The organism is Niallia taxi (genome assembly GCF_004005475.1).
GTDB lineage: Bacteria > Bacillota > Bacilli > Bacillales > Cytobacillaceae > Niallia > Niallia taxi.
This window is the reverse complement of record NZ_RZTZ01000015.1, coordinates 25,704-40,768: the sequence shown is the minus strand read 5'-3', so window position 1 is coordinate 40,768 and position 15,065 is coordinate 25,704. Positions and strand designations below refer to the sequence as shown.

The window sequence follows — 15,065 nt, the reverse complement described above, 5'->3', positions numbered from 1 at the left end:
TTCTTACCGAACTGCTACTGTCATTTTAGTAGTTTGCTGTTTTTTTTTGCCTTGGTTTGAGTTGCTTTCAAATGCCTTCATTTCCGCTTCATCTTGAGATAATCCTAGATTAATTCCTGCTTGGATTTGATTCATCATACGCTTGTAGTCCTTCGGAATTACTTTCACGAACTTGTGAATATATTTCTCCCAATTGCCTAACACTTGCTTTGCAGCGAAGCTGCCTGTTTCGTCTGCATGCTTTTTGATTAGCGACTTTACTCTGTCCTTTTCAGCTGCTTCTGTCAAGTCCTCAAGCAAAATCATTTCCATATTGCAAAGCTTTTCAAAGCTGTTTTTATCGCTTGGAAGTACATAAGCAATTCCACCAGACATACCTGCACCAAAGTTTTTGCCTGCTTCTCCAAGGATAACTACTTCTCCACCAGTCATATATTCCAATCCGTGATCGCCTATACCCTCAACAACGATGCTTGCACCACTGTTTCTGACAGCAAAACGTTCACCTGCCTTACCATTAATGAACGCTTCACCGCTAGTTGCACCGTAAAATGCCACATTTCCTGCAATAACATTATCCTGTGCTGAAAACGACTCAACAGATGGTGTAGTAATGGAAATCTTTCCGCCTGACAAACCTTTTCCTACATAATCATTCACATCGCCGTTCAAGCGGATTGTCAATCCTTTTGGAATGTACGCACCTAAGCTCTGGCCAGCAGAACCAGATAAATGCAAATTGATTGTATCCTCTGGAAGCCCTTTTTCACCGTATTTCTTGGAAATTTCACTTCCGACAATCGTCCCGATAACACGGTCTGTGTTACGCACATGATAGTGCAAATCGATTGCTTCCCCGCTGTGGATTGCTTTTTCCACTGCAGGAAGGATTTTTCTCATATCAATACTTTCGTCAATTTTATGATTTTGCGGTGTTTGGAATGTTCTTTGTCCTTCCACTTGGTAAAGAAGTTTAGTCAAATCTAAATCCTTCGCTTTCCAGTGGTTCTTCGCTGCTTCACCGACAGTTAACACGTCTGTTCTTCCTACCATTTCATCAACAGTGCGGAAGCCTAATTGAGCCATAAGCTCTCTAACCTCTTCTGCCACAAAACGCATGAAGTTCACTACATGATCTGGGTCGCCAGCAAACTTGTATCGAAGATCTGGATTTTGTGTCGCAATGCCGACAGGGCAAGTATCCAAATGACATGCACGCATCATAACACAGCCTAAAACGATAAGCGGAGCAGTTGCAAAACCGAATTCCTCTGCACCCAGCAATGCTGCAAGCACAACATCTTTACCTGTCATCAGCTTGCCGTCTGTTTCCAAGACAACTCTGCTTCTTAATCCATTCAGCATCAATGTTTGATGAGCCTCTGCTAACCCTAGCTCCCAAGGAAGACCCGTATGCTTAATACTAGTTTTTGGTGATGCACCAGTACCACCATCATAGCCGCTCACAACGATGACATCTGCAGCACCTTTTGCCACACCTGCAGCAATTGTGCCAATTCCACCTTTAGAAACAAGCTTGACACTTATACGAGCATCACGATTCGAATTTTTTAAATCATGGATAAGCTGAGCCAAATCCTCAATTGAATAAATATCATGATGCGGCGGCGGTGAAATCAAACCAACACCAGGAGTTGAACCCCTCACATCAGCAACCCATGGGTACACCTTATTGCCTGGAAGCTGTCCGCCTTCTCCAGGTTTTGCCCCTTGTGCCATTTTAATTTGCAGTTCTCTTGCATTAATTAAGTAATGACTTTTTACACCAAAACGGCCTGATGCTATTTGTTTAATTGCGCTGATTCTATTATCGCCATTCATATCTAATTCATAGCGAGCTGGATCCTCTCCACCCTCACCACTGTTTGAACTTCCGCCAAGACGGTTCATAGCAATTGCCAATGTTTCATGCGCTTCCTTGCTTAATGAACCGAAGGACATTGCCCCCGTTTTAAATCTTTTGACGATTGATTCAACCGATTCGACTTCTTCCAGTGCAATCGATTTTTGATTGGAAGAAAAGGCAAACAAGTTTCTTAAAAAGCTCAGTCTTTCTTCATTAGCTGCATCAGAATACTGCTTAAATAAGCCGTAATCTGCTCTTCTGCATGCCCATTGCAATGTATGAATGGTCTTCGGGTTAAAGGCATGGTGCTCTCCGCCTTTTCTCCATTGGAATTCACTTCCAGAATCTAAGCTTTCATCGTAAGTGTTCGTATATGCAGCATTATGTTTATCTGCTGCCTCCTTAGCGATTGTTTCCATACCAATTCCGCCTAATTGCGATACTGTTCCTGCAAAGTATTTATCAATCACTTCCTGACCAATTCCGACAGCCTCAAAAATTTGTGCGCCGCGATAGCTTTGCACTGTTGAGATGCCCATTTTGGACATTACTTTAACAACACCCTCAGTAATAACTTGATTATAGCGTGATACAGCTTCCTCATAGGAGATGTTGAGTAATTCGTCCTCTATTGCCTTTTGGTATGTCGCATACACTAAATATGGATTAATTGCATCTGCTCCAAATCCAATTAGGCTGGCGAAGTGATGAACTTCTCTTGTTTCTCCGGATTCAACGATAATGCTAGCTTTAGAGCGAAGCCCTTTATCAATTAAATGCTGATGCAGTGCACTGACTGCCAAAAGAACAGGAATTGCCTTTTGCTCTTTATTCATTTCTCTATCTGTTAATACAAGCAAGCTCACACCATTTGATATCGCAGCTTCAGCCTGTTTTAATATTGCTTGTAGACTTTCTTCTAAATTTTCTGTAAAAATTGCCGAAAAACTTTGTGCAGTAAAGCCATTAAGCTTATTTGCTTTTAATTGACTGATTTCCCCGTTAGAAAGGATTGGCCCCTGCAGCTGAATGCGATGGCAATTTTCTGCGGTTGGATGCAAGAGATTACTCTCAGCTCCTAACCATGTCAATGTGGATGTAACCATATGCTCCCTGATAGCATCAATAGGAGGATTAGTTACTTGTGCGAACAGCTGCTTGAAGTAGCTGAACAATGATTGAGATTTATCAGACAACACAGCAAGCGGTGTATCATTACCCATTGAACCGATTGGATCTTTTCCTTCCAATACAACTGGTAAAAGGTTCTTCTGAATGTCTTCATATGTGTAACCGAAAGCCTTCTGTCTTATCAGTAAGTCTTGGAAAGTTTCTGCTTCTTCTTTTTCTGGTGTTTCAAGTTTAACAACCTCTGAAAGCCACTGTTCATAAGGATGCTCTGTTGCGATTTGTCCTTTCAACTCTTCGTCGGAAATAATTCTGCCTTCCTCTAAGTCGATTAACAGCATCTTACCTGGACTTAAACGGTCTTTATAAAGAATATTTTCTTCTTCTACAGGGATAACACCCACTTCAGAAGAAAATACAATATAATCATCTTTTGTTACATAATAACGTGCTGGACGTAAGCCGTTTCGGTCAAGGATTGCTCCGATTTGATTTCCGTCTGTAAATGTGATTGCCATTGGTCCATCCCAAGGCTCCATCATTGCACTATGAAACTCATAAAATGCTCTTTTTTCACCTGTTACATGCGGGTTCTCTGTCCAAGGTTCAGGAATAAGCATCATTGCTGCATGTGCCGGCTTGCGTCCTGAAAGGATAAAGAATTCTAAAGCATTATCAAATACGGATGAGTCACTTCCGTTTGCATCCAAAATCGGAAGTATCTTTTGCAGGTCATCACCGAAAGCTTCGGAAACGAATTGCTGCTCTCTTGCCTTCATCCCATTAAAGTTACCGCGCAGTGTATTTATTTCACCATTATGGATTAAATAGCGGTTTGGATGGGCTCTTTCCCAGCTTGGGAATGTATTTGTACTGAAACGTGAATGAACGATTGAGAATGCAGAAACAAATTCCGGGTCTTGCACATCAAGATAAAATGTTTCCACCTGATCTGATGTTAAAAGCCCTTTATATACGATTGTGCTTGTGGAAAGACTTGCGAAATAAAAGTCTCTTTCTTCAGTCTTGCCCCAATTTTCAGACAATTTACGGATAATATAAAGCTTGCGTTCAAAACCAAGCTTCTCTAACCCATTATTATTTTTTATAAATACTTGTCGAATAACTGGACAGCTCTTTTGAGCGACTTTTCCGATTTTTCTGACATCTGTAGGTACTGTTCTCCACCCGAGAAGCTCCTGGCCCTCAAGCTCAATATATTCATTGATTTTATTCTCAATTTCATGTCTGTTTGGATCATCCTTTGAAAAGAAAACCATTCCGACACCATATTGTCCTCGTTCAGGCAATTCAAAATCCACTATCTCCTTGCGGAAAAAAGCATCTGGTATTTGAACCATTAATCCTGAGCCGTCTCCTGTTAACGGATCGCTACCTTGACCGCCGCGATGATCTAGTTTACAAAGCATGCTTAGTCCTTTTGAAACGATGTCGTGAGTTGCCATCCCCTTAATATGAGCAAATAACCCGATTCCACACGCATCATGTTCAAATTCAGGTCGGTATAGACCTTGTGCTTTAGCTAATTGGTTGTACGTCATTTCAACCACCCCTGTCAGATTTTCTAACACTTTTTTTTCTTCAGATAACCCAATTATACTATGCAAATTCATATATACAATATATTATTTGGATAGAAGTAATCTAATAATGAGATGAATTGGAGGAGAATCCTAAAAAATGGAATTAAGACAGCTGAAATATTTCATCGAAGTAGCAGAAAGAGAGCATGTATCAGAAGCAGCTGAACGCCTTCATGTTGCCCAATCAGCAATAAGCAGACAGATTGCCAATCTAGAAGACGAACTAGGTGTCCCTCTGTTTGAACGGGAAGGACGAAATGTAAAGTTAACCTCAATTGGTAAAATTTTTCTAACTCATTCTCTTGCTATTATGAAGGCAGTGGACAATGCAAAGGAACAAATCGATGCCTATTTAGATCCGGAAAGAGGCTCTATAAAAATCGGTTTTCCGACAAGCCTTGCCAGCTATTTGCTGCCGACCATTATATCTGCATTTAAAGAAAGACATCCAAATATTACTTTTCAATTGAGACAAGGCTCTTACAGTTTTTTAATTGATGCCGTTAAAAATCGTGATTTGGATTTAGCACTATTAGGACCAGTTCCGACAGATGATTTTGATTTAAAAGGTAATATTTTATTTACAGAAAAAATCTTTGCACTCCTTCCAAGTAATCACCCTTTGTCTGAACGAAGGACACTGCGATTAAAGGATTTACGGAATGAAGCATTTGTTTTGTTTCCGAAGGGATATATTTTACAAAAAATTGCTTATGATGCGTGTAAACAAGAAGGTTTTCTGCCGAATGTCAGCTCAGAGGGAGAAGATTTAGATGCAATTAAAGGGCTGGTGTCTGCTGGAATGGGTGTTACACTGCTGCCAGAAAGCAGCTTTTATGAAAACATTCCAAAATTCACGGAAAAAATGCCGATTGAAAATCCGGCAATCAGCAGGACTGTCGGTATTATTGTCCCGAAAAACCGCGAACTGCCACCGTCTGTGCAAACATTTTATCAATTTGTAATTGAGTTTTTCTCCATTCTCGAAAAATACCAATAAAAATTTTATGCAATTCCATTAATTTTTATGCAACCTTTAAAGAAAGCCGTATACACTCGTATACGGCTTTCCAATAATCATCACGATTTTTTCGTCATTTCCTCCACTAGTGAATGGAAAATGGACATGGCATGATTGATTGGTTCAGGCGAAGTTAAATCAACACCTGTTTTCTTCAGCAATTCCAACGGGAAATCAGAGCTTCCGCTTTTCAGGAATTCTAAATATTGTTCAAGATCTTCCTGTTTTCCTTCCAAAAGTCTATCTGCAATTGTAATCGCAGAAGCAAAACCGGTAGCATATTTATAAACATAGAATGGACGGTAAAAATGAGGAATCCTCGACCACCCATACTTCACTTCTTCATCAAGCACTAGCTCACTGCCGTTATAAGCTTTAAAAAGTGACTCATATGTTTCATTAAAGAAATCTAAAGTTAGCGGTTCGCCTTTTTCTGCTTTTTCATGTACCTCTTTTTCAAACTCACTAAACATTACTTGTGTAAAAAACGTGCCTTTAAAACTGTCAATAAAGTGGTTCAATAAATGCTCTCGTTTTTGCGGGTCTGTCTCTGTTTTTAACAAATAGCGAATCAGTAAGACTTCATTAACCGTTGAAGCAACCTCTGCCACGAAAATGCTGTAGCCTGCACTTATTGCCGGCTGATGCTTATTGCTCAAGTAGGAATGCATTCCATGACCGCATTCATGCGTTAATGTAAAAAGACTGTCAAGGTCATCACGGTGATTCAGCAAAATAAATGGGTGAACTCCATAAACACCTAAATTATAAGCTCCAGATCTTTTTCCTGGTGTTTCTCTTACATCAAAATACCGCTTCTCTTTAAAGCTTTTTAATACCGAAATATACTCTTCACCAAGTGGAGCTAAGCTTTTCAGCATAATATCAAATGCTTCATCAAACGAAATTTCCTGCTTGGCAGCATCTCCTGCAAGGGGTACGCTTAAGTCATATGCACGCAGTTCATCGACACCCAGTTTTTTCTTGCGGTATTGCATATATTCGTCCATATATTGAAGATTATCTCTCGTTGCAGCAATTAGGTTTTCATAGACTTCCTTTGGAACTCTATCACCAAACAAGCTTTTTTCCAATGCTGATGGATAATTGCGCAATTTCGAGGTTTTCACATTGTTTTTGACTGCAGACGAAAAGGTAGCTGCAATCGTATTTTTCAAGGATACATATGGCTGGTAATATGCCTTATAGGCTTCTACCCTTTTTTCTCTATCTTCGTTTTCTATTAGCTTAGAGTACATACCTCTTGTCAGCTCTATTTTGTTGCCATCATCATCTGTCACTTCACCAAACTTTATATCGGCATTATTAATCATTCCAAACACCTGGCTTGGCACTGACAGCGATTCTCCTAATTCTGATAATATTTCTTCCTTCTCTTTGCTCAACACATGCTTTTTATAGGAGAAAGACTCTAATAAGTCCTTTTCAAAATACTTCAACCCATCTTCTGCATCAATGTATGCCTTTAATTGACTTTCCTCAAGGCTTAAAAGAAATGGCATAAAAAACGAGCTTGCACTGCTCCATTTTTGTCCAACGCTTCTTGCTTGGTCAACAAGGCTTTGGGCATTATTATTTCTCGTATCTGTATCTAAAAGGAGCATCCCATAAGCGTAAACCTTCCTATATATGTAACCGATTTCTTCTGAAAGTTTTAAGTATGCAAGCAAGCCTGCGGCATCCTTAATATTATCATTAAACCCTGCAATCTCTTTTACCTTTTCCTCCACAAATTGCAAGTCCTTTTTCCACTCTTGTTCTGTCTCATAGAGATCACCAAGATTCCATTTTTCTGCTTCTTTAACCTCATTTCGATCTTTAAAAGAATTCATTTGCATCCTCCTTAAATAATATTATTTCTTCCATGATACTGGATAGCATTGCTTCTGTCCAAAAAGAACACTAACTTTTTACCAATAGATGGATTAGCAGCGTATCTTGTCTTAAAAATAGCCTTAGTTTCTTATTTTATGCAGATTTACCAATAGCAATGTATTATTTAAAGGAAAAAGCTCCCGGAGTTTCAGCCGGGAGCCTTGATTCGTTATACTCCCGGGAACCAGCCTGGAGAGTTTATGATTGCATTCCATAGTGGATCTGGGATAACCAGCTCTGCTTGTTTATCTTTATCCAAAACAGAAACAATTTCATTTTCTTTGCCTTGTTCGATTTTTTGAACAAAATCTGGATCGATAATAAGCTCACGGCCAATCGCAAGCAATGCGATATCTGCTGTGTCAAACGCTTTTTTTGCATCCTCTGCAGTATAAACACTTCCAACACCAATTACAGGAACACGCCCATTTGCACGCTCAACAATCCATTCGATTCTTGATTTGCTTGTGTCCGCTCCTCTTCTTGGCTCTGACGCAAACTCCATTAGGGAAGCATGAATATAATCAAGCTCTTTGTCTGCAAGTGCATCAATAAGTGTAAATGTATCTTCCATAGTCAAACCAGGTGTTTCTGGCTCTTCTGGAGAGAAACGATAGCCAACAATAAACGGATTTGTCGCTTTTTCAGCGGCTTTTTTTACAGCGTCAACTACTGCAAGTGGAAATGCCAATCTTTTTTCTACAGTGCCGCCCCACTTGTCCTCACGTCTATTTGTGTGTGGAGAATAAAATTGCTGGATCAAATAGCCGTTTGCCCCGTGAATTTCAACTCCATCAAAGCCTGCTTCTACAGCACGTCTTGTTGTTTCACCAAAAGCAGCAATGATTTCTTCAATCTCTGTTTCTTCTAAAGGTCTTGGTGCCACATTATTTTCCTGTGCTACATCACTTGCACTCACAAGCTCACCATTAGGCACTAGGTTTGGAGGGCATGATCTGCCGCCGTGGAAAATTTGAAGAATCGCCTTTGATCCTTCCTTTTTGATTGCTGTAGCAAGCTCTCTTAAGCTTGGGATAAATTCATCTGAATATGCTGCAAATTCTCCAGGGAAGCCCTTGCCGTTTTCTGTAACATATGTACAAGCAGTGATGACCATGCTAACACCTTTAGAACGTCTTGCATAATAATCAAGCTCAGCCTTTGTAACAGTGCCATCTTCATTAGATGAAAAGTTAGTCATCGGTGCCATCACTAGACGGTTTTTCAGCTCTAATTTATTGTTCAGCTTCAACGGGCTAAACAGCTTTTCGTATTGATTACTCAAAATAAACACTCCTTTGTAATTATATTCACATAATAATTTTACGTGAAAACACTTCCTATGCACCTATCTAGTATTGCCTGTAACAGGTAAAAAAAATGAAGTAATGTCATCTTATAGTTTCCCTATCCAATTCGTCAAACAATTGAGCTCGAGTTTTTAAATACAAAAAGCCCCCCTTGTTAAACAAGGGGGGCTAATTTATTTTTTAAATAAAATATATTCTTAACAAATGCAGTTATTGTAAATATTCCAGCGCTTGTTTTAAATTGCGAAACACCTTTATTGCGCCTAAGTTCATCTTTGTTTCAACAACCGTTTGCGCAAGTTGAGGACGTAAGCCTGTAACAATTACCTTTATTCCAAGCAAGGAAAGAGTTTCTCCTAACTGATTTAGATATGCTGCAATTTCTGTATCAATATTTTTTATACCAGAATAATCGGTAATCAAGTATTCCAGCTGTAATTTCCCAATATACGGTACTACTTTTTCCGTAATATAGGCAGCACGGTAAGAATCAATGATGCCGATAAGCGGCAAAACAGCGACACCTTCTTTGACAAGCACAACCGGCGCTGAAAGCTCCGCCATTTCCTGCTGTGTTTGTTGACGATAGCTTTCTGACAGACATTCATAAGTGGATACTGTTTCATTTAAACTAATATCCAACAGCTCATTAACCTTGTTAATTAATGAAGCATTCTCATGCAACTCTAGTCCAAATTCACTGCTCAAATCTGTCAATAATTGATTGAATATTCTCCGTGTTGGCTGGTATCTAATAACAATTTCTGATATTCTTCCACCTGATAACAGTTGCTGTTCTGCATTCTGTTTGCTCCACGCTAGTAAATCATTAGGCACTCCTGTTTTTTGATCTGCTAACGATTGACCAAAAAAGCCTAAGAATTCCTTATACATTATAATGGCACTGTTTCTCTCTTCATCTGAAATGCTTATATCCAAGCTGTCGAGAACACCTTCTACTATTTCAAGAGCAAGGACATTTGTATGTTCTTCTATATATGCAGCAACTTGGGACATTTTTGTCATCTATTATCCACCCTCTACTCTAAAAAAGTATATAAAAATTATACCGTAAAAAGGGCTTACATGTTAGTACTTTTCTAACTATTAACAGCAATTGATTATTCTGAAAAAATAATCAATTGCTTTCATTAAATAGTTATGATATATTAATTCTTGCGATGAGCTCTATTGAATAAGTCAATGAACATTTAATGCGCTATGTGGAGCGCAGTTTATTGCCTCAATAACGTAAGGACACCATTTATGGTGTCCTTTTTATTTTTATTCTCGTAACAAAAAAGCATGGCCACTTTTAAGTGAGCCATGCTTTCATATATAATGTATTGTATAGAATGCGACTATTAAGATAATTTTTTCAGTTCCTCCGTCAAACGTAAGAACTCTTCTTTATCCCCAGCAATCAATGTTTCATCAATTTGTTTTTCAATTTTCTCTTTCCGGAAATTGTAAAGGGCTTTCTCCAAGACCATCTCAGCTAATAAAGAATCAACAACATTTCCCTCAGACTGTTGTGGTGCATTTAATAAATACTTTTCCATTTGAATCAACCCCTTTGCTTTTTTATAGTATAACAACAATTTTCTGATAATTCAAATACTTTTTAAAGGTAATTTATCCCTTTTTCAAATTAGAAAAAAATCCACGTTTCAACTATAATATCCATACATATTCATGTATTCTTAATATGTAGAAAAAACTTTTTTGAGGAGAAAACAATGAAATATAAAATGATTGTACTAGACATGGATGACACATTACTTCAGGATGATCACACAGTCTCTGAAGCAACAAAAAAAGCGCTGATCAAAGCGCAAGAACAAGGCGTTAAGGTAGTCCTTGCTTCTGGCAGACCAACTTACGCAATGTGGGAGACGGCAAAGGAATTGCATTTGTCTGATTACGGAAGCTATATTCTTTCTTTTAATGGTGCTAAGATTACAAATTGCAGAACAAATGAAGAAATTTTCAGCAGTACACTTCTTCCTGAGGTTGTGCACCAATTATTTGAATTGAGTAAAAGGGAAAAGGTTTGGCTTCATACATATGTAGGAGATACTATTATTACGGAAGAAAATAACCCATTTACAGAAATTGAAGCACAAATTACTGGGTTACCGATTAAAACCGTACCAAACTTTGTTGATTACATAAAAGATCCTGTTGTTAAAGTATTAATGGTAAAGGAAGCGGATATTTTAGTAAATGTGGAGAAAGTATTGCAGACAGAGCTTTCTGAGCAATTAAGCGTTATGCGCTCTAAACCGTTTTTCCTTGAATTCACCGAAAAAGGTGTGACGAAAGGAACTAGCTTATCTATTTTAATTGACCGTCTTGGCATCAAAAGGGAAGAAGTAATTGCAATGGGTGACAGCTATAATGATGCTGCTATGATTGAATTCGCCGGCCTTGGCATTGCTATGGGCAACGCACCAGATGATATTAAGCAAATTGCCGATTACGTGACAGATACAAACAATAATGACGGTGTTGCGAAAGCAGTTGAAAAATTTATTTTAAATGCTTGATTTGTTAAAATAAAGTTATATGTCAGCATGCTGAAAATACTTTTAAAATAATGGAGGGTATACTATGAAAAATGATCAATTCTTAATTGGGAGCCATAATGAATATGACCCATTGAAAAAAGTGATTTTAACATCTCCATTATATATGACAATTAAAGAACCGATTAATGACATTCAAAAGCAATATTTAAAAGAAAATATCGATACTAAATTAGCATCTGAGCAGCATCAGGCATTTGTGGACGTTTTGAAAAAGGAAGGCATTGAAGTAGTGCTCCTGCCTGCAGAAAAACAGTTTCCTGAACAGGTTTTTACTAGGGATATTGGGTTTACATTAGGCAATCATACTTTTGTTGCTAAAATGGGACATGATGTTCGTAAGGGCGAGGAGCATGTATTGTTAAACTGGCTGAATGAACAGGAAATTTCCTTTACAAAATTAAATAGTGACAAAATTGAAGGCGGAGATGTTCTTATCGATGGATCCACTATTTATATTGGTGTCAGCAATCGTACCAACAAGAAATCAATCGAGCATATAAAAACGTTGCTACCGAATTATGAAGTCATTGATATTCCATTCACTGACAGCTTTTTGCATTTAGATTGTGTCTTTAATATCCTGTCGCCAAACGATGCGTTGATTTATCCAGGAGAAATTGAAAGGCAAAAATTAGAGCTGTTGAAAAAGCGGTATTCTCTTATTGAGGTAACAAAGGAAGAACAAGCGACACTTGGCACAAATGTATTATCTATTGGCCACAATAAAGTAATTAGCTTGCCTGTTAATAATAGGGTTAATGCTGAGCTACGCAAGCGGGGTTTTACTGTGATTGAAGTGGATATTACAGAAATCATTAAATCTGGCGGAGCTTTCCGGTGCTGCACACTTCCTTTATACAGGGAAACACCAACTTCATAAAAAAAAGGATGGTGCTATGAAAAGCACCATCTTTTTTTATCAATTAAACTTCCACTGTCCAGCCAAACGGATCTTCTTCTCTTCCGTTTTGGATATTAGTCAAAGTATCATAGATTTTTTTCGCAAGCTCGCCTGTTTCTCCGTTGTTCAAAGTAATGGATGTTTCATTCCAAAGGAACTCACCAATTGGAGAAATAACTGCTGCTGTACCTGTTCCGAACGCTTCCTTCAGCTCGCCATTTTTTGAAGCTTCGAAAATTTCCTCAACAGAAATTTTGCGTTCTACCACTGGAACATTCCAGTGCTTCAACAAGTCAAGAACACTGCGTCTCGTTACACCCTCAAGGATGCTTCCGTTTAGTACAGGTGTTACTACTTCATCACCAATTTTGAAGAAGACGTTCATCGCCCCAACCTCTTCAATATATTTCTTTTCGACACCATCAAGCCAAAGAACTTGAGAATAACCTTTTTGTGTAGCGATTTGTTGTGCTTTTAAGCTTGATGCGTAGTTTCCAGCTGTTTTCGCTGATCCCGTTCCACCTGCAACTGCACGAACATACTCGTTTTCAACAAAGATTTTTACAGGTTTTACCCCTTCTTTGTAGTATGATCCTACTGGAGAAAGGAGGATCATAAATTTATAACTGATTGAAGCAGCAACCCCTAAGAATGGTTGTGTAGAAATTACGAATGGACGAATATAAAGAGATGTTCCCTCACCAGTAGGTATCCACTCTCTATCCACGTTAATCAGCTGCTTTAATGCATCAAGGGCAAATTCTTCGTCAATTTCAGGAATGCAAAGACGATCATTCGATTTATTAAGACGCTCCATATTCTTTTCAGGTCTGAATAATAATACTTTGTCTTCTGCTGTTAAATATGCCTTCATACCTTCGAATACTGCTTGTCCATAGTGGAAAATAACTGAAGCAGGATCTAACGTGATTGGTTGGTATGGCAGGATTTGTGCATTATGCCATCCATTCTCTACAGTGTAATCCATCATGAACATATGATCTGTAAATACTTTCCCGAATTCCAGTTTAGACGGATCTGGCTTCGGTTTTTTTTCTGTCGCTAATGTTACTGTGATTGTTTGTTCACTCACGTTGAAAAACTCCTTCATATGTAAATTATTATTTCTATCTATTATAACGCAACTTTTCAGGAGGGAAAGAGGTATGGTTGATATTTTTTTAAAAGTTTTCCATTTAGTCAGTCAATAACACGCATAAAGCAAAAAGAAATATATGCTAGCCTAAAGGGCACACATATATTTCTTGTATACGATTTTTACAGCTCTAACTTTTCTGCTTCTAAAGCTGCTGGAAAGCCTTTGAGCATCTGAGCCATATATATAATACCTTCTTCATAATCCTTCAAGCGAATGCTTTCATTTGGTGCATGAGCCTTGCTTCCGACCCAGCCCACTCCTGTACTGACAATCGGCAGCTTCAGCACCCTGCCAAAGTCAAACATTGGACCAGTGCCTGCTGAATTTGGTGCAAGCACTACATCACGATTATACACTTCTTTCGCAGTGTTTTTTACATGGCTGATAAATGGATGACTGAAATCGGAACGATATGCCTTTTGACCATTGATTAACTTTACGGACACATCATGGAAACCATGCTTTTTCAAGTGATTTTCAACACTCTCCAAAATATGATTTGGATCCTGTCCTGGAACGAGACGGCAATCAAGCTTTACCTTTGCACTTTTCGGTAACACCGTTTTTGCTCCTTCACCTGTATAGCCGCTTTCCATCCCGCAAATTGTCATCGTTGGTTCAAACACCATTGCATAACGAGGGTCTTGTCCCAAACCATTTGTTATTAACGGTCTTTTCAGTCCATAGAGTTCTTGTACAGCCTTCCCATTAAATGGCAATGATTTAACCACTTCCTCTTCTAGTTCTGTCGGTGGGATAATGCCATCATAGAAGCCTTCCACAATAATTTCATTCTGCTTATTTCTCATGGAGGCTAACGCATGCACAAGTCTCCATGCCGCATTATCTACATATGCACCAACGGAAGAGTGCATATCTATATCTGCACCAATAGCTGTCAGCTCCATATAAGCCATTCCTTTAATACCGGCAACCATGCTGATTCGCTCTTGTTCATCCTTTCCGCCAAATTCCCAAATGCATGCATCTGCTTCAAACAGTTCTGCATACTTCTCTAAATAAGGAGTTAAATTAGGACTGCCGATTTCCTCTTCGCCCTCAATCAAAAACTTCACATTACAAGGCAAGCCACCTTCTGCTTCTTGGAGGACCTTTAATGCAGTCAGCCTTGCAATAGTATCTCCTTTATTGTCAGAAACACCCCTTGCAAACAGCTTACCGTCATAAACAGCAGGTGAAAATGGTTCTGTTACCCATTCCTCAAGCGGCTCTGCTGGCTGCACATCATAATGGTTGTAATATAAAAGTGTTTTGGAGGCATCGCCTTTTTCCCCAGCAGGAAAAAATCCATAAACGACGGGGTTTCCTCCAAGGTCATCTAACACTTTCACTTCACCACCAAAGTCTTGTATTACAGAAGAAATATAAGCTACTGTTTTCGGAATCGCCTTACTTTGTGCGGATACTGTTTCCAATTGCAAATATTGTTCTAAAATCGCAAAGGATTCCTCCAAAATTTCCTTTGTTTTTGCTTGAATGGCATTTAAATCGCTTGTCCCCAACTATTCCATCTCCTTTATTCTTTACTCATCTTATTGTTTCGGCAAACGAAGAAAAATTCCTGCAA

General features: G+C 38.7%; 10 protein-coding genes. 3 read left to right on the top strand and 7 right to left on the bottom strand.

Annotated elements, in window-relative coordinates; all coding sequences use genetic code 11:
• Positions 1 to 3: 3 nt before the first annotated feature.
• Complete coding sequence (gltB, locus tag EM808_RS23750; protein WP_127741511.1) at positions 4 to 4,557, bottom strand: glutamate synthase large subunit; 4,554 nt, start codon at positions 4,555 to 4,557, stop codon at positions 4 to 6.
• Between the two features lie 139 nt (positions 4,558 to 4,696).
• Here gltB and EM808_RS23745 point away from each other — a divergent pair, with 139 nt between their 5' ends.
• Positions 4,697 to 5,599, top strand: a complete 903-nt coding sequence (locus EM808_RS23745) for a LysR family transcriptional regulator (RefSeq protein ID WP_127741509.1) — start codon at positions 4,697 to 4,699, stop codon at positions 5,597 to 5,599.
• An 80-nt stretch (positions 5,600 to 5,679) separates the two neighbouring features.
• Here EM808_RS23745 and pepF read toward each other — a convergent pair whose 3' ends face one another.
• The 4 genes from pepF to EM808_RS23725 form a co-directional block, all read right to left on the bottom strand.
• Positions 5,680 to 7,479 (bottom strand): oligoendopeptidase F, encoded by a 1,800-nt coding sequence (gene pepF / locus EM808_RS23740; RefSeq protein ID WP_205685894.1) that lies wholly within the window; start codon positions 7,477 to 7,479, stop codon positions 5,680 to 5,682.
• Positions 7,480 to 7,685: 206 nt separating this feature from the next.
• The gene (locus tag EM808_RS23735) at positions 7,686 to 8,804 is read right to left on the bottom strand and encodes an NADH-dependent flavin oxidoreductase (RefSeq protein ID WP_412973756.1); all 1,119 of its coding nucleotides are present in this window, start codon (positions 8,802 to 8,804) and stop codon (positions 7,686 to 7,688) included.
• Positions 8,805 to 9,036: 232 nt separating this feature from the next.
• Positions 9,037 to 9,852 (bottom strand): STAS domain-containing protein, encoded by an 816-nt coding sequence (locus EM808_RS23730; RefSeq protein ID WP_127741503.1) that lies wholly within the window; start codon positions 9,850 to 9,852, stop codon positions 9,037 to 9,039.
• A gap of 338 nt (positions 9,853 to 10,190) precedes the next feature.
• Positions 10,191 to 10,388 (bottom strand): IDEAL domain-containing protein, encoded by a 198-nt coding sequence (locus EM808_RS23725; protein WP_127741501.1) that lies wholly within the window; start codon positions 10,386 to 10,388, stop codon positions 10,191 to 10,193.
• A gap of 177 nt (positions 10,389 to 10,565) precedes the next feature.
• On the opposite strand from EM808_RS23725, the gene EM808_RS23720 reads away from it, so the two are divergent.
• The gene (locus EM808_RS23720; protein WP_127741499.1) at positions 10,566 to 11,375 is read left to right on the top strand and encodes a Cof-type HAD-IIB family hydrolase; all 810 of its coding nucleotides are present in this window, start codon (positions 10,566 to 10,568) and stop codon (positions 11,373 to 11,375) included.
• A gap of 64 nt (positions 11,376 to 11,439) precedes the next feature.
• Positions 11,440 to 12,297, top strand: coding sequence for a dimethylarginine dimethylaminohydrolase family protein (locus EM808_RS23715; protein ID WP_127741497.1), 858 nt, complete (start codon positions 11,440 to 11,442; stop codon positions 12,295 to 12,297).
• A 43-nt stretch (positions 12,298 to 12,340) separates the two neighbouring features.
• On the opposite strand, the gene EM808_RS23710 is transcribed toward EM808_RS23715, so the two are convergent.
• Positions 12,341 to 13,411 (bottom strand): branched-chain amino acid aminotransferase, encoded by a 1,071-nt coding sequence (locus EM808_RS23710; protein WP_127741495.1) that lies wholly within the window; start codon positions 13,409 to 13,411, stop codon positions 12,341 to 12,343.
• 185 nt (positions 13,412 to 13,596) lie between these two features.
• The gene (locus EM808_RS23705) at positions 13,597 to 14,976 is read right to left on the bottom strand and encodes a M20/M25/M40 family metallo-hydrolase (RefSeq protein WP_127741625.1); all 1,380 of its coding nucleotides are present in this window, start codon (positions 14,974 to 14,976) and stop codon (positions 13,597 to 13,599) included.
• Positions 14,977 to 15,065: the final 89 nt, after the last annotated feature.

Excerpts from the sequence above, each read along its gene's own strand:
- EM808_RS23715 (WP_127741497.1), top strand. The coding sequence starts at position 11,440 with ATGAAAAATGATCAATTCTTAATTGGGAGCCATAATGAATATGACCCA.
- EM808_RS23745 (WP_127741509.1), top strand. The coding sequence starts at position 4,697 with ATGGAATTAAGACAGCTGAAATATTTCATCGAAGTAGCAGAAAGAGAG.
- EM808_RS23720 (WP_127741499.1), top strand. The coding sequence starts at position 10,566 with ATGAAATATAAAATGATTGTACTAGACATGGATGACACATTACTTCAG.
- pepF (WP_205685894.1), bottom strand. The coding sequence starts at position 7,479 with ATGCAAATGAATTCTTTTAAAGATCGAAATGAGGTTAAAGAAGCAGAA.
- EM808_RS23730 (WP_127741503.1), bottom strand. The coding sequence starts at position 9,852 with ATGACAAAAATGTCCCAAGTTGCTGCATATATAGAAGAACATACAAAT.
- EM808_RS23725 (WP_127741501.1), bottom strand. The coding sequence starts at position 10,388 with ATGGAAAAGTATTTATTAAATGCACCACAACAGTCTGAGGGAAATGTT.
- gltB (WP_127741511.1), bottom strand. The coding sequence starts at position 4,557 with ATGACGTACAACCAATTAGCTAAAGCACAAGGTCTATACCGACCTGAA.